The sequence below is a fragment of the Paenibacillus sp. PSB04 genome (assembly GCF_025809195.1).
Classification (GTDB): Bacteria; Bacillota; Bacilli; order Paenibacillales; family Paenibacillaceae; genus Paenibacillus_AQ; species Paenibacillus_AQ favisporus.
In genome coordinates, this window is sequence record NZ_CP081301.1 from 4,361,808 (window position 1) to 4,377,903 (window position 16,096).

13 protein-coding genes are annotated in these 16,096 nt (G+C 52.3%); 12 read left to right on the forward strand and 1 reads right to left on the reverse strand.

Features of this window, described 5'->3' with window-relative positions:
- Nucleotides 1–198: 198 nt before the first annotated feature.
- From K2F33_RS20220 to K2F33_RS20260, 9 genes are all read left to right on the forward strand, one after another.
- Nucleotides 199–1,254: an ABC transporter substrate-binding protein gene (locus tag K2F33_RS20220; protein ID WP_263878375.1), complete on the forward strand. Its 1,056-nt coding sequence runs from the start codon at nt 199–201 to the stop codon at nt 1,252–1,254.
- 279 nt (nt 1,255–1,533) lie between these two features.
- Nucleotides 1,534–2,388 carry an ABC transporter ATP-binding protein gene (locus K2F33_RS20225; RefSeq protein WP_263878376.1) on the forward strand — a complete coding sequence of 285 codons (855 nt, stop codon included), beginning with the start codon at nt 1,534–1,536 and terminating at the stop codon, nt 2,386–2,388.
- Nucleotides 2,381–3,037, forward strand: a complete 657-nt coding sequence (locus tag K2F33_RS20230; protein WP_089547821.1) for an ABC-2 transporter permease — start codon at nt 2,381–2,383, stop codon at nt 3,035–3,037. Before K2F33_RS20225 ends, K2F33_RS20230 begins: the two co-directional genes overlap by 8 nt.
- Entirely contained in the window at nt 3,034–3,399 is a 366-nt protein-coding gene (locus tag K2F33_RS20235; RefSeq protein ID WP_212984187.1) for a GntR family transcriptional regulator, read from the forward strand. The genes K2F33_RS20230 and K2F33_RS20235 overlap by 4 nt, the downstream gene beginning before the upstream one ends.
- 258 nt (nt 3,400–3,657) lie before the next feature.
- The gene (locus K2F33_RS20240; RefSeq protein WP_263878377.1) at nt 3,658–5,406 is read left to right on the forward strand and encodes a sensor histidine kinase; all 1,749 of its coding nucleotides are present in this window, start codon (nt 3,658–3,660) and stop codon (nt 5,404–5,406) included.
- Nucleotides 5,399–6,829 (forward strand): response regulator transcription factor, encoded by a 1,431-nt coding sequence (locus K2F33_RS20245; protein ID WP_263878378.1) that lies wholly within the window; start codon nt 5,399–5,401, stop codon nt 6,827–6,829. The genes K2F33_RS20240 and K2F33_RS20245 overlap by 8 nt, the downstream gene beginning before the upstream one ends.
- 181 nt (nt 6,830–7,010) lie before the next feature.
- Nucleotides 7,011–8,687 (forward strand): extracellular solute-binding protein, encoded by a 1,677-nt coding sequence (locus K2F33_RS20250; protein ID WP_263878379.1) that lies wholly within the window; start codon nt 7,011–7,013, stop codon nt 8,685–8,687.
- 93 nt (nt 8,688–8,780) lie between these two features.
- The gene (locus K2F33_RS20255) at nt 8,781–9,671 is read left to right on the forward strand and encodes an ABC transporter permease (RefSeq protein ID WP_089547818.1); all 891 of its coding nucleotides are present in this window, start codon (nt 8,781–8,783) and stop codon (nt 9,669–9,671) included.
- Nucleotides 9,672–9,693: 22 nt separating this feature from the next.
- Nucleotides 9,694–10,578, forward strand: a complete 885-nt coding sequence (locus tag K2F33_RS20260) for a carbohydrate ABC transporter permease (protein WP_076171504.1) — start codon at nt 9,694–9,696, stop codon at nt 10,576–10,578.
- Nucleotides 10,579–10,755: 177 nt separating this feature from the next.
- Here K2F33_RS20260 and K2F33_RS20265 read toward each other — a convergent pair whose 3' ends face one another.
- Nucleotides 10,756–12,132, reverse strand: a complete 1,377-nt coding sequence (locus K2F33_RS20265; protein ID WP_263878380.1) for a serine hydrolase — start codon at nt 12,130–12,132, stop codon at nt 10,756–10,758.
- Nucleotides 12,133–12,881: 749 nt separating this feature from the next.
- Between K2F33_RS20265 and K2F33_RS20270 the strand changes: the two genes are divergently transcribed.
- From K2F33_RS20270 to K2F33_RS20280, 3 genes are all read left to right on the forward strand, one after another.
- Nucleotides 12,882–14,213, forward strand: a complete 1,332-nt coding sequence (locus K2F33_RS20270; protein ID WP_145132434.1) for an ABC transporter substrate-binding protein — start codon at nt 12,882–12,884, stop codon at nt 14,211–14,213.
- A gap of 79 nt (nt 14,214–14,292) precedes the next feature.
- Nucleotides 14,293–15,186, forward strand: a complete 894-nt coding sequence (locus K2F33_RS20275; RefSeq protein ID WP_089547816.1) for a carbohydrate ABC transporter permease — start codon at nt 14,293–14,295, stop codon at nt 15,184–15,186.
- 2 nt (nt 15,187–15,188) lie between these two features.
- Nucleotides 15,189–16,022, forward strand: a complete 834-nt coding sequence (locus K2F33_RS20280) for a carbohydrate ABC transporter permease (protein ID WP_076171512.1) — start codon at nt 15,189–15,191, stop codon at nt 16,020–16,022.
- The last annotated feature ends 74 nt before the right edge of the window (nt 16,023–16,096 follow it).

Genomic DNA, 16,096 nt, shown 5'->3' on the forward strand with positions numbered 1-16,096 from the left:
GACAAATACAATTTTAGTCAGGTTCATGTAAGTATAATTTACAAATTAGACGTAGTAATGTTAGTGGATAGGCGTTCGTTACACATTTAATTTGATTTTTTGTTCGTGATTACAAAACGACGGCATATTTGTTGACGCTAATTTGACGTATCTCCTATGATAGGCATAGAAAGTCAAGTCCTAAGGGGGATGGGTAACATGGCAACGAAAATGACAGCGAACAAACGCAGTGTTAAGAAGATGATGGCATTGTCCTTATGCGCCGTATTGATGACGGGAATGCTGGCCGCCTGTTCGGGGAAAACGGCAGCTCCGGAAACAGCATCCTCCGGGGAAAAGACGGGGACGGCTTCCGCAGAGCCGAAGCTGGAGAAATCCACCTTGGTTCTCAACTGGTTCGCCGAACCGGAACACGGCGGCAATTTCGCGGCCGTCCAACAAGGCTTCTATAAGGACGCGGGACTGGACATGACGCTGACACCCGGGGGTCCGCAGGTATCCTCCACACAGATCGTAGCTTCCGGCAAAGCCGATTTCGGCATCGCGAACGGCGACGACATTCTGGTTGCAAGGCAGGAGGGCATTCCGATTGTAGCCATCGCCGCCTCGTTTCAGAAGAGCCCGCAGGTGCTGATTTATCATAAGGAAGCGGGAATCCAGGACTTCTCCAACCTGAACGGACATGCGGTTTACGTCGCTCCGACGGCGAGTTTCTGGCTGTACATGAAAAGCAAATATAAGCTGGATCAGGTCAAGGAACTGAAGTATACGGGATCGTTGGTCAATTTTGTGAACGACCCTAACGCTTTGACGCAGGGATACATCACATCCGAGCCTTATACTCTGGAAAAACAGGGAGTGAACGTCGGCACGCTGCTGATCGCGGATTCCGGGTATAACCTTTACGCCAACGTCTATTTTACGACCGAGAAGATGATCAAGGAGCATCCGGACAAAGTCAAAGCGTTCGTTGAAGCTACGGTAAAAGGGTGGGATTACTACAAGAGCCACGCCGAGGAAATCAATCCAGCCATCCACGAGCAAAACCCGGATATGGATCTGGATATGATGAAGTACAGCGCCGAAAAGGAGATGGATCTCGTATTCGGCGGTGACGCGGCGGAGCAGGGCGTCGGTACCATGACGAAGGAGCGGTGGGAAGAGGTGCAGAAGCAGCTCATCGAAGTCGGCGTTTTGAAGGACGCGGAGCCGATCGCCAACGTATTTACCACCGAGTTTTTACCGGCGAAATAAAGCAACTCCGTCCATTCCGCCGTATCCTTCCTCTCACCAGTCCAGAACAAGGAGCGGCCAATATGAACCCTTTAGACCCAAAGAAAAGCAGTGCCGATGCGGCAATGCTTTTCTTTTTTTTGAATGCGAAACAACCTTTGTAGAACGCCGGGCGGTTTAAATTCATGCCTTTTGGATAAAAATCTTTTCAACATTCCGCATTCCATCCATTGACTTCATCCATGGTGCGATGATATATTGTGCATACACGATATACACAATTTATCGAGGAGGAACGGTATGCTGGCATTAGACATTCGAAACTTAAGCAAAAGTTATCCGAATTTCCAGTTGAAAGACGTCTCATTTCAGCTGGAAAAGGGATATATTATGGGATTTATCGGCGCCAATGGGGCGGGAAAGACGACGACGATCAAATCGATTTTGAATCTGATTCATACCGACAGCGGCGAAGTGCGTATTTTCGGCAAGAACATTGCCGAACACGAAATCGAATTGAAGCAGGACATCGGATATGCGTTTGGCGGCATCGATTTTTATACCCGGAGCAAAATAAAAGCATTGACGGAAGTGGTAAAAAAGTTCTATACCAACTGGGATGATGAAATTTATTCGTATTATTTAAGAAGATTCAAATTGGATGAAAACAAAAAAATCGTCGAGTTGTCGACAGGGATGAGAGTAAAGTACAGTTTGGCCCTTGCCTTATCCCATGGCGCAAAGCTTCTGATTCTCGATGAACCGACAAGCGGGCTGGATCCGATCGCCAGAGACGATCTGCTCGATCTTTTTCAATCGCTCGTCGCAGAGGGTGAAATCAGCATCCTGTTCTCAACGCATATTACATCGGATTTGGAAAAGTGTGCGGATTACATTACCTATATTCATAACGGAAGAATCATCAACAGTGCCGTGAAAGAAGAGTTTATTGAATCCTACCTTTTACTGAACGGTAGCGCGAGTCAGCTGGACCTGATGAAGGCGCAGCTGATTTCCTACAAAACGAATTCGTTCGGCTTTACGGGATTGATCCATGCCAAAGACTTCGATCCTTCCTTAGATGTGAAAGCGGCCCGGCCCACTCTTGAGGAGATTATGATTTATTTCGCGAAAAAGGAGGATATGTATGTATAACTTGGTAATGAAGGATTTAAAATTGGGGATCAATCCGTTGTTTTTTTTGGTGCCTGTCGTTTTGGGCGCGTTGATGCTCATACCGGGCTGGTTGTATTTTATCGTGCTGCTGTATTTTTGCTGGATCACGGTCCCTAATACATTTGGCCAGTTCCGGTCACAAAACGATTTGATGTTTACTTCGATGATGCCTGTCACCAAAACAGATATGGTCAAGGCCAGGGTGCTTGTCATTGTCATCCTGGAAATGCTTCATATGCTGATGGCCATCATCTTTGGTATCATCAATATTCGTCTCTATGGGGAAATACACAACGTTTTCTTCGGACCGTATCCGGGTTTTTGGGGACTGTGCTTTGTGATGTTTGCGGTTTTCAACGTGTTCTTTATCCCCATGTTTTACAAGACGGCGTATAAATTTGGCGGGGCGGCGCTGGCGGGCATTACCGGGGCGATGATTTTTGCCGGACTCGCGCAATGGATCGGAATCCAGAATTCCTATGTGTCCGACATGTTTAATGGCAGCGGCGTCCACAATGTGGCACTTCAAGCATCCTTAATGATCGCCGGAATCGTTATTTTCATCGCACTCACTGTGATTGCTTACCGGATTGCGGTTAAACGTTTCCACAAAGTGGAGATCCAATGAACATTGCGATTTCGAACAACTCCGAAAAACCGATCTACCAGCAGCTTTTCGAACAAATCAGCGCCCAAATTTTGAAAGGGGAACTGGAAAGCGGATATAGTTTACCGCCGATCCGGCAAGCGGCCCAGGAGCTGCGTGTTAGCGTCATCACCGTAAAGAAAGCCTGGGAAGAACTCGAGCGATGCGGTTTGATCAACACGGTCACGGGAAAAGGGTGCTTTGTCGCCGATTTCTCACCTGAAGACAAGCTGCGTCTACGCGATGAAATGATTTTGAAGCAGATGGTAAACGATACTGCATACTACAAATCCTTCGGCCTTACCCTGGATGAAGTGATGGATCTGATGAAGAAGATTTATTAAGCACCGCCTGATTGAGCTTGAAAAAAGTCACCGTAAAAGCCCAGCGGAACAGCGAATGAACGATCGCCGTTTCTGCCGGGCTTTTTTTGCCGTTGTCTACGCAGCTACCGCATGCAGAGTATTTTCCCTGGGCTAACGCGATAAATCGTTAATGCATGCCTGGCTTCGCCTGTGTTAACCTACATCTGATCTTCTCCCATTTCATTTTCCAAGACCTGAAGGAGGGGCCAAGCCAAGCATGAGAAAAGAGGGACTGCCATGATGAATGCCATGAAAACAAGGTGGAAGGCACGTATCTATCATTATTTGACCTTGAAACGAAGGATTATGATCATTTTTCTGTTCAGCTCATTGATTCCGTTTGTCAGCATCGTGCTCATCTCGTATTTCACCATTTACTCCATCCTCACCAACAAAATCCAAAACGGTATCCAGAGCAACCTCAAGCAGGTCGAGCTCTCCCTGGAAAACTCCATCAACAACCTCAACCATGTGTCGCAGCAGTTCGCCGTAGGCGGAAGCGTCGGAAACAAGCTGAGTGAAATGCTGTCGGCAGAGGAGCCGTTCGAACGGGCGAAAACGCTCAGTGATTTGAAGGAGGAGCTCGGCCTGATTACGTTCACCAACCCTAGTATCGGACTGGCCATGTATTATTTTATGAACGACCGTCACTATGAACTGGAGAATACGGGCGTCAAGGACAGCTTCGCTCCAGAGAAGCTCCCCCTGCTGGCCCAGTACAGCCAAATTTCGTACTACGGACCGCATGTGAGCAACAGCCGTTTTGACAACCAATACGTGCTTTCGGCCATGCGCAAAGTGGATCTGCCTAACCTGGACGGCGTGTACATTTACATGGAGACCGGCTTTAAGCTAACGCAGAACATATTGAATAATGATGCCGTCGGCGGGACGGCTTCCCATGTGTTCGTGGATAACGACGGGCGGATCGCCTACAGCGACGCCCCGGATTCGTTTCAGGTCGGAACGAAGTTTCCGCATTTCGACCAGGCCAAGTCGTCGGGCACGGAACAAGGCTATTACTGGTTTAAAGAAACAAGCAATCAAGGCTGGAGCATCGTCTCGTTAACGTCCAAGGCGGACTATAACCGCGAAATGAACCGTTGGTTCGTGCAGATCGGCCTGTTTTCGCTGCTGTTTCTCGGCATGAGCCTGCTGTTGGGTTGGCTGTTGTGGAAAATGGTGTACCGCCCGCTTCGCGGCTTTCACCGGGAAATCGAACAGATGGCCGACAGCCGCATCGGCAGTCCGGCCGCCCGCACCCATATTCCGGAATTCGACCTGCTGGTGCGACGCTTTCAGCAAATGAAGCATCAAATTTGGGAATTGTTCCGGGAAGTCGAGGCCAAGGAAAAACGGCGGGCGGATCTGGAGGTGGAGAAGCTGCTGTATCAAATCAACCCGCATTTTCTGATGAACAGCCTGGATACCGTCCGCTGGATCGCGGTCATGAACGGGCAGGAGGAAATCGACAGGCTTGTCTCTTCCTTGAACAAACTGCTGCATTACAATCTGGGAAAGCTCGGCCAGACATCCACCATTCAGGAGGAGATCGATGCGGTAAAGCAGTACCTGATTTTGCAGCAGATCCGCTACGATTTCCAGTTCGACGTCCATATCCACGTTGATCAGGAGGTGCTGGATGTGCCCATTCCCCGGTTTATTTTGCAGCCGCTCGTCGAGAACGCCCTCTATCACGGATTGGACGACGACGGCTATATCCAGGTGGATGTACGGCAGTCGGATCAAATCGAGATCTCCATCCGGGATAACGGAGCGGGCATTCCCGAGGACAAAATCGAGGCGCTGCTGTCCGCGGAGGGCGGTAACCGGAGTGCCGGCATGGGCATCGGGATGAGTTACGTCAACCGGATCATCGGGATGCATTACGGCGAAAGGGCTAAGCTCGGTGTATCGAGCAGGCTCGGAGAAGGGACAACGATCAAGCTTAGCTTACCTAATGAAGGAGGTGCGGATCATGATTAAAGTGCTCGTGGTCGATGACGATAAACTGGTCCGGAAGGGGCTCATTTCGGTGATGCCCTGGCAGGATTTCGAGATGGAGGTGATCGGGGAGGCGAACAACGGAGCAAAAGCGCTGGAATTTCTGGACAACCATGAAGTCGATCTGCTGCTGACGGATCTGGAAATGCCGGTTATGTCCGGCATGGAGCTGATGCGTTTGGTACGTGAACGGCATCCGGAAGTTTATATCGCGGTGCTGACCCTGCATCAGGATTTCGAATACATCCAGGAAGCGATCCGGCTGGGGGCGATTGATTATATCGCCAAGGTCCAGCTGGAGAAGGAACGGTTTGAGGAGGTGCTGGGACGGATTCATCGCCGCATCACAGAGCAGGAAGGGCGGCTTCGGAAGCTGCGCCTACTGCCTGGGGCAAGCAGTCCTGACGAATCCTTTGCGACGGACCGGGGTTATGCGCTGCTGTCAGTGGTCCGCGATCCGGCACAAGGTGCTGTGGTGGAGTGGGCGGTCCGGCATGCGGAGCATTTTGCTGAATTGGGGCGCCAAGTCTTGTTCTTTACCCTCGGGGGAGGGGAGAAGGGGGAGGAGGGACTGGATGAACTGGTACGATTGGCTTCAGCGGACGCCGGGTGGACGCTGATCCGGTTAAAGGGTATCCAGGGCCGAATGCCTGCCGAAGTCCATGACCAGGTGCGGAGGTACTGCGAAGGGGAGTTTTTTTACGAGTATGACCCGGCCGTAAAGGTCATGGATCGATCCTTGTCAGCGCTCGTGCAGATCGTGAATCCCGTAAATGATGATCTTACACTCACCGTAATGGCCCAGTGGCTCTCGCCGGGCTGGATCTACCGGGAAGGTTTGTTTCAGGCAAATCTGCAGGAGCTGAAAGAACTGCGGCTGCCGCAGGCGGAGCTTTCGGGGCGGCTGTACGTGCTGGCCGACCGGTTGGACCAGCTGGCCGGTAAAACCGGAACGACTCGCATTCGCCTGCCCGCCCCGCTGAATTCCTGGTTCGAAGTCGTAGCATGGTTTGACGGCGTTCGCAAGCAGCTTCGCGAAGAATGGGGCAGGGCGCCGTATTCACCCGAAGTCGTTCAGAGCGTGATGACGGCCGTATCCATGCTGCACGAGGAGCTGGGCCAGCCGGTGACGGCGGCGGACATCGCCCGCAGGGTCAGCATGAGCCGCAGCTATTTCAGCCAGTGCTTCAAGGAAATTGTCGGGACCAACTTCAACGCCTACCTGCGCCGCATCCGTCTGGATCAAGCCAAACATTACTTGCGGAATACGACCAAAACCGTCCTCTGGATCGCGCAGCACGTCGGCTATGAGGATGAAAAGTATTTCAGCCGTTCTTTCCGGGAGTATACCGGGCTGCTGCCGAGCGAATATCGGAATCAATCGGATCTGGATAGAAAAGGGTAGAGAAATGTCCTCCGGCAGGTAGGAAATTCGTCGAAAACGCTTCAGTGAAACCGCTGACATCCTCCCGATTTGAAGTCAATTGTCTATCTCAACCTGAAACTTCCGTCTAACCGGGAAAAGCGGAATCCTGTGTTACCTTAAAGGTGCAAGCAAACCAAGAGCGAAAGAAGGGGCGAAGAAGATGAGAGCAAAATCCGTGATGAGCCTGGCGATAGCGGGCCTGATGCTGGTTCTGTCGGCCTGCGGCAGCGGCGGCGCTTCGGAGAAGGAAGCAGACGTATCCAAAGATCCGGTGGACCCGTTCGGCAAGTACAGCGAAACCGTTACGATCAACATCGGCAAAGAGGTGGACTCGGCAGATAAGAGCCTTCCGCCAGGAGACTCACCGGAAAACAACGTGTATACCCGGTACGTCAAAGACAACCTCAATATCGATACGAAAATTATTTGGCAGGCCGGCGTCGGCAAGGATTATCAGCAAAAGGTAAATCTGGCCATCGCCAGCAACGACCTTCCGGATGCGCTCGTCGTGACGGACACGCAGCTGCGGCAGATGGTCAAGAGCAACCAGTTGGCCGACCTGTCGGAAGTATACGAGCAGTATGCCTCCCCTGTGCTGAAAAAGATCATCGATTCGACGGATGGGCTTGCGATGAAATCCGTCACCTTCGACGGAAAAATGTATGCGCTGCCAAACGTGACGGCGGAATCGGACATGCAGCATATTATGTGGATTCGCAAAGACTGGCTCGACAAGCTCGGTCTCGAGGTCCCGCGTAACGTCGATGAGCTGGAGAAGGTCGCCAAAGCCTTTGTGGAACAGGATCCGGACGGTAATGGCAAAAACGACACCATCGGCATCAGCGGCCCGCAATCCGGCGGACTGCTCAATGCGGATTTCATCAATCCTAACAACAACAACTACGGATTTGATCCGATCTTCGGCGCCTATCACGCGTATCCGGGCTTTTGGCTGAAGGGTGCGGACGGGAATCCAACCTACGGATCCATCGAACCCGAAACGAAGGAGGCGCTCGCCAAACTCCGGGACCTGTATGCCAAAGGGCTGATCGATCCGGAAATGAGCATCCGCAAGGACGCGCAGGAGCTGATCAAGAACGGCACATCCGGAATCTACTTCGGGCTGTGGTGGGCAGGAGGGTACGGCCCGCTGGCGGACGCCATCAAAAACAATCCGAAAGCGAACTGGCAGGCCTACACACTTCTCGACAAGAACGGGGAGTTCACACCTCATATGGGAACGCCGTCCAACCAATATCTCGTTGTCCGCAAAGGCTACAAGCATCCGGAAGCTGCGATTAAAATGGAAAACCTTTTGCTCCGGGACGAATCCAAATTCGACGTCAGCGTCGGCATCGGGAATTACCCGCTGCGCATCGTGTTCGCGCCAATGGACGAAATGTACGTGACCTACAACGCGATGAAGGAAGTGCTGGCCGGCACCAAAAAGCCGGAGGAGCTCGATCTGCCGGGCTACAAGCTGCTTAAGGCCGATGCCGAGAACATTAAGAAGGTGAAGCTCGAACCATACGATAAAATGGACATCCAGTATTGGGACCCGAATGCGGATCTGGGCGCCTGGAAGCGGCTCTACTCCACCTTGGTCGGCATTGCGCCGCTGATGGAGCCCTATAAAAAGACGTACAGCCTGACTTATTCCCAAACGAAAACGATGGAGAGCAAGTGGGCGACGCTCGACAAGATGGAGAAGGAAACGTTTCTGAAAATTATTATGGGAGCAGCCCCGCTGGATACCTTTGATCAGTTCGTGAAGGACTGGCGGAAGCAGGGCGGAGACGACATCCTCAAAGAAGTCGCGGAAATCGCGCAGCAGTAGGCTTTTAACGCTCCAAGGAAAGGCAGGTGCCGGGATCCGTCTCGGCGCCTCCCCTATTTAAGCATATGACCCGGAAAAGGAAGGAGCTGCAAGATGATTAACAAGGGATTCGCCAAGCACTATTACTTGATGCTTCTCCCCGGAATGATCTGGCTGACCTTGTTCAGCATCGTTCCGATGTTCGGCATCGTTATGGCTTTTCAGGATTACAACCCGGGCCTCGGAATTCTGCATTCGGAATGGGTCGGTCTTGAAAACTTCAAATACATGTTTTCCTTGAACGACAGCGTCACGATTCTGGTCAACACCCTGGTGATCGCCGTGCTCAAAATTGTAGGTAATCTGATCATCCCGCTCGTCTTTGCCCTGCTGCTGAATGAGCTGAGGCTGCGGTATTTGAAGCGCTGGATTCAGACGATCGTATACCTGCCGCATTTTTTGTCCTGGGTTATCCTTTCGGGGATTTTGCTCGATATCTTCGGCTACACCGGTCCGGTGAACCAAATCTTGTCGGTGTTTCATATCAAGCCGGTCCTGTTCTTCGGGCGGGCGGACCTGTTTCCGGCCCTCATCGTGGGAAGCGACGTGTGGAAGGAATTCGGGTTTAACACGATCATTTATTTGGCCGCGCTGACCGGCATCAACCCGGCTCTGTACGAGGCGGCTGCGATTGACGGGGCAACCCGGTTCAAGCGGATGCTGCACGTGACGCTTCCCGGCATCGTCTCGGCGATCGTGCTGCTCTCGGTGCTCAGCCTTGGCAACGTGCTGAACGCGGGCTTTGAGCAGATCTTCAATCTGTACAACCCGCTGGTCTATTCCAGCGGCGACATTATCGACACCTGGGTCTACCGGACGGGGCTGGTCAATCTGCAGTTCAGCCTGGCGACCGCCATGGGCCTGCTCAAATCGGTGGTCAGCTTCCTGATGATCACGATCTCCTATTATCTCGCTTACCGGTTTGCCAACTACCGTATCTTTTGATGACAAAAGGAGTGCATGTTCAATGGTAAAAGACAACACGGCAGGCTCCCGGCTGTTTGATATTGCGCTGATCGTGATCCTGGTAGGCATTGCAATCTTATGCATCCTGCCCATCTGGTACACCCTTGCCGTATCCCTCAGCAACAATGCAGCGGCAAGCTCGGGCCGGGTCGGGCTGTGGCCCGTCGGTTTCAACCTCGGTTCTTACCAGGAGCTGATGGGAGACCGCAAATTTTTTAACTCGTTCTGGATATCCGTGCAGCGGGTCATCCTCGGGGCGGGGCTGAACTTTGTGGTCATTCTGCTGATGGCGTATCCTTTATCGAAAAATGCCAAAGAGCTGCCGTATCGCAATGTTCTCATGTGGATCCTCGTGTTTACGATGCTGTTTAACGGCGGACTGATTCCTTGGTACATGACGGTAAAGTCGCTGGGGCTCATAAACAACATTTGGGCGCTCGTTCTCGGCAACAGCGTACCGGTATTCAGCGTCATCCTTGTCATTAACTTTTTCCGCAATCTGCCTAAAGAGTTGGAGGAGGCAGCACTTGTCGACGGTGCGGGTCCCTGGCGGATGATGATCCAGATCTTTGTCCCGCTCGCGGGGCCGGTCATTGCTACGGTGACGCTGTTCAGCATCGTGTACCATTGGAACGAATTTTTTAACGGGCTCGTGCTGATGTCGGCGGCGGACCATTATCCGCTTCAGACGTATATCCAGCAGATGGTGGTGGTGATCGATGCCAACACGATGACGGCCGAACAGATTCAGCGGATGAGCGAACTGTCGAACCGGACGCTGAATGCGGCCAAAATTTTCATAGCGATGATTCCCGTGCTGGTCATCTATCCGTTTCTGCAGCGGTTCTTTATTACGGGGATCACGCTGGGATCCGTGAAGGAATGAGGCGGACGCTGGCAAAATGGATCAGGGAACAGCCGCTGACCCAGTATCGTCCTTGCGTGCTAAGCCAGACGAAAAAGCAAGGAATAAAGACAAAAGGGATGCCCTTACGCCGATATGACGGCAGGGCATCCCTTTATGTGTTGAATAAAGCGGCAGCTTAGATGAAGCCTGACCGGATCAGCGAGTAAAGTTCCACATGCCGGTGATGAATCGGGACCCGTCCTGCCGGTTTGCAGGCTGGTCCGTCCTTCGCGCTGCAGCAGGCTCCATCATTCCTAATTGGAGAGCTTGGCTGACATAACCTGCGGCCCAGGAGGGAACGGTGCCTTCGTTGGCTTCGGGAGCTTTCCCTGACGCCGAGGCTTCGCGGTGAATGAACATATAGGCGCGAACCGCAATCGCAGCCATTTCAGCACGAGTGATTGGAGCAGACCCATTGAACAAGCCCTCACCGGTTCCGCGCACGAGGCCAGCTTGACGGGCTGCGGCGATATCGCCTGCAAACGGATTGTCGTCACGGATATCGTGAAATTGGCTGGATTGATCCGCAGCGGATGCCAGGCCAAGTTCCCGGGCGACCAGGGAAGTGAACTCCGCGCGGGTGAGCGGACTGCCGGCGGATGCTTCCTGATCCTTGACCTGCTCGCTGTAGATGGCTCTGGCGGCCTGTTGCACGATGGGATTGCCGATCCGCTGCGCTTCGTCGAAATCCTGGGTTGTCGTTACCTGCAGCAGCACGGAGACGGCGAGCTCATGTCCCGGTACAAGGAAATACCCGGCATCGTGGGTGACGTTGGCGTTTTCCCCGGTTTTATGAGCGATTGGCGCATCAGGCAGCGCAGCTCCAAACTTGGTGTTGACCTCCTGCCGGGCCATCCAGGCGATGATCTGGTTTCTGGAGGAGACGCTGAGGAAGGAACCCTGATAGATTTGGCCGAGCAGCTCCGTCAAATCCGCAGCGTCGATGTAATTGTCCTGGGCGGGTGAGGGGGCAGCCGCAAACATTTTGCGTCCAAGGTGCATCGTCCGCAGGTCCAATTGGTCCATCAGCTGCTGGACCCTGTCCATGCCGACCTTGTCGATGAGCACGTTGGTCGCCGTGTTGTCCGACTGGGTGATCATCAGGCGGGCAAGGCGTTCCAGCGTAAGGTCCTGCGGAAAGCTTTCGGTCTGCAGCGATCCGCTGCCGCCCACGACGTCTTCGGGCGTTACCCTGACCTGATCGGCCAGGGAAAGCTCGCCCCGGTCAACCTGCTGCATCAATGCGGATACGACGGCAAGCTTGATCGTACTGGCCGGCATGTAGGGTTCCCGCGACCCAAGCAGCAGCGTTTCATGCCCGTAGTAGCCGCTGAGGTCGCGGATGCCGACCGACATGCGAATCCCGTCCTTCTCCGCCTGCTGGAGGATGGGAGTCAGGGCTGACGCGATAGCAGATAAGCCCTTTTCCGGAGAAGCATCGGACGCTGCCGGAAGCAAGCTGGTCAGCAGGGCAGTAGCGGCAATCGTCGTCATCAGGGTTCTTCTTAATACCGGTTTCCGTCTGCGGGTCATCAAACATCCCTCCACAAAAGAAATGTTATATAAAATGACATGATCGGTTGATGTATACCTCTTATTATAAATGGATGTAATATTAGTTTACAATCTGTTTTTGTGAGCGTTCACTTTTTGTTCATAACATTCTGTCGATGCTGTGGATTTGACAAAATTACTTACATAAACCCGAAAAAAAGCGGTGCGCAGACTCTGTTTTTTATTTTACAAAAACATAAAATAGTAGGGACGTTAGAAGAAACGTGCGGAAAAATGTCGATTGGTTGGGGTGGAATGCAGACAATGAGGATAACGATCGGCTAAGTAAAGGGATAAAAGAGCTAGTTTGGGCAGCTAAATGAAGAAAAGGCGTATTGGAGCTAAATGTGACTCCTGTTATTATGTTTTAAAAAAATATAAAATGTTTTAGATTTTATATTTACAACTCCATTTCCTGTATGTTATTTTATACTTGCAAACGGATTCATTCAATATGTATTGAATTATTTTAGAAAACATTAAAACCGAGGAGGTCATCTTCGCAGCAACCTATCGAAGCTGCCCCGGTTCAGCTTGCGGGAGTCGCCCGGAAGAATGGTTCCTGAGATGAGGAGCCGCCGGACCCGGCAGGAGAGTTGAAATCAGACACAAATGAAAGCGCTTTATTCATGTTTTTAGGTCACCCGTTCTTGGTCAGTCAGATTTGTTTTGTCCTGCAAGTGCTTGGCGGCAAGAAAATCATTGAAACTTAAGGGAGGATCCTGGATATGAAGAAAAAATGGCTGATGCTGCTGCTGGTCGTCACGATGACGACGATGTTGTGGGGATGCGGCAAGTCTTCCAATAGTGCGGAAGGCAAAACGTCCGTCCTGGACGGAGGGGCCGGCGACACGGCAACCGAGCTGTCCTATTGGACATTTGTGGAGCTGCACGGGCAGCATTTCAAGAAGATGCTGGAGAAGTGGAACGCGGCGAACCCGGACCGCCAGATCAAGCTGAACGTCACGGTCATGCCGTATGACGACATGCATAACAAGCTCTCGATCGCGGTACAGACAGGCGTTGGGGCACCGGATATTGCGGACATCGAAGTCGGTAAATTTCCGGACTTTCTAAAAGGAACGCCGCAGCTGGAGCCGCTGAACGATGTGGCCGACCCCGTCAAAGATACGCTGGTTCAGTCCCGGCTGGACCTGTACAGCAAGGATGGCCAAGTTTATGGCCTTCCGACTCACGTCGGTGCGTCGGTTGCGTTCTATAACACCGAAATTCTAAAGGAAGCTGGCGTGGACTACAAATCGATCGTCACCTGGGACGATTTCAAGAAGGCAGGCATGCAGGTGTACGAGAAGACCGGCAAATACATGGGCACGGCGGATACGAGCGCCGGTTGGGAGGCATCGATGATGCTGGCTCAGCAGAAAAGCGATTTTACCGATGATGCGGGCAATCCGATCGTCAATTCGGACGCCATGGTTAAAGGGTTGAAGGTGCTGAAAGACCTGCAGGATAACAACGTCATCGCCACAATTGCCGGCGGACAGCCGGACACAGAGGAAGCGTACGGCGAGTTTAACGAAGGAAAATATGCGACGGCTTTCATGCCGCTGTGGATGATGTCGCGTTACACGAACTACATGCCTGACCTGTCCGGTAAAATCGCACTTGCGCCGATTCCGGTCATGGAAAAAGGAATGCCGCGCTCTTACGGCGGAGGCGGAACCGGTACCGTCGTCACCAAAACGGCCAAAGACGTTCAGCTGGCCAAAGACTTCATTGCTTACGCCAAGCTGTCCCTCGACGCGAACATCGAAATCTGGAACACGCTCGGCTTTGACCCGATCAATATGGACGTATGGAATATGAAGGACGTGACGCATAATCCCGAAAACCAATTCGTGAAATATTTCGTCAACAACCCGTTTGACGTGCTGAACGATATCAAGGATGAAATCCGTCTGATCAAATCGACGCCGGCTTCGCCGACGATCAACAACGTGCTGTACACGACGACGCTCAACGAAATTTTCGAAGACGGACGGGACATAAAGGAAGCGCTGGACGATGCGCAGGCACAGATCGAACAGGAACTGAAATAGCCCGCCGGCATGCCCGGAATCAGAGCTGCTCTTGTCTTTTCGGGGAGCGGCTCTTTTTCAAACAGAAAGGAGTAGAGACATGATCAAGCGTTTTATATATTCGCAAAAGGTCGCCCCGTACGTGTTCGTGTTCCCGTTTGTCGCCATTTTTCTGGTGTTCTGGGTTTACCCGCTGCTCAGCTCGTTCGGCATGAGTTTCCAGCATGTCACCCTGGGGCAGGAGGCCGAGTGGACAGGAATGGACAACTATCAGAAGCTGATGGGGGACGGCGTGTTCCTGAAGTCGATCGGCAACAGCGCGCTGTATATGGTGCTGACGCTGGTCATTCTGATTCCGTTTCCGATGCTGCTTGCGGTGCTGATCAACAACAAATGGATGTGGGGCCGCGAATTTTTTAAGTCGGCTTTCTTCTTTCCTGCACTGACATCCGTGGTGGTGGCGGGGACGATCTTCCGCCTGATGTTCGGGGAGATGGAAGGGTCGCTGATCAACAGCGTCCTTGGTGTCTTCGGGATCGAGCCGGTGAAATTTCTGAAAGGGCATCTGACCGGTTTTGTTGCGCTGCTCGCCCTGGCGACCTGGCGGTGGACGGGAGTTAACATCCTTTACTTCCTGTCGGGTCTCAAAAATATTCCGGAGGAATACTACGAAGCCGCCTCGATCGACGGCGCCTCTGCATTCCAGAAATTCACGAGAATCACGATGCCGCTGCTGAAACCGACCACAATATATGTGCTTACGATCAGCATTTATGCGGGACTGGCCATGTTTATCGAAAGCCTCATGCTGTGGAACGGCAACAACTCGCCGAAAAACATCGGCCTCACGATCGTCGGCTACTTGTACCGCCAAGGGATCGAGAAGAACAACCTCGGCTACGCCGCCGCGGTCGGCATTGTGCTGCTCGCCGTGACGATGATCATTAATCTGACGCAGCTGGCGTTCTCCGGCATGTTTAAGAAGGAGGATTAGGGATGAAAAAGAACACCGCGCTCAACATCGTCCTCGTCGTCATTTTCGCCGTCATCTGCTTCCTGATCCTGCTGCCGTTCTACGCTATAACGCTCGCTTCCTTCAAGCCCGGCGAAGAGCTGATCCGGTACGGATTGAACCTGAAGCTTGATTTCTCGGTCATGAGCCTGGACAACTTTGTCTTTTTGTTCACGGGGGATCACGCGTATTTTACGTGGTTCTTCAACTCGCTGCTGCTGACCGTGGTACAGGTCGTTCTGACGCTGCTGGTCAGCGCAACGGTAGCTTACGGCTTTGCCGCTTATGATTTTAAAGGAAAAAATATCCTTTTTATCTGCGTACTGCTGATCATGATGGTTCCCTTTGAAATACTGCTGCTTCCTTTATACACGCTTACTTTTAACCTTGGCATGATGAACTCCTACTCGGCGATTATTTTGCCGGGCATTGCCAATGCGGCGACGATCTTTTTCTTCAGACAATACCTGTCCGGAATCCCTAAAGAGATTATCGCCTCCGGCCGGGTGGACGGTGCGAGCGAGTACGGCATTTACGCCAGGCTGATCCTTCCTGTCATGAAGCCTTCCTTCGCGGCGATGGCCATTCTCAACGGCATGAACAGCTGGAACAACTTTTTGTGGCCGTTTATGGTGCTGAGCGATTCGCACAAGTATACGCTGCCGATCGGTTTGAAGACGCTGCTGACGCCGTACGGCAACAACTATGACCTGCTCATCGTCGGCTCGTTCTTTTCGATTCTGCCGATCTTTATCCTGTTTGTGGCCTTCCAAAAGTACTTCATCGACGGCATGACAGCCGGTGCGGTGAAAGGGTAGATTCGTTTCGGAAATAGCTGCATACGACCCGCGAGTACCGGCAAATTTGCCGGTTTTTCTTTTGGATAATATAT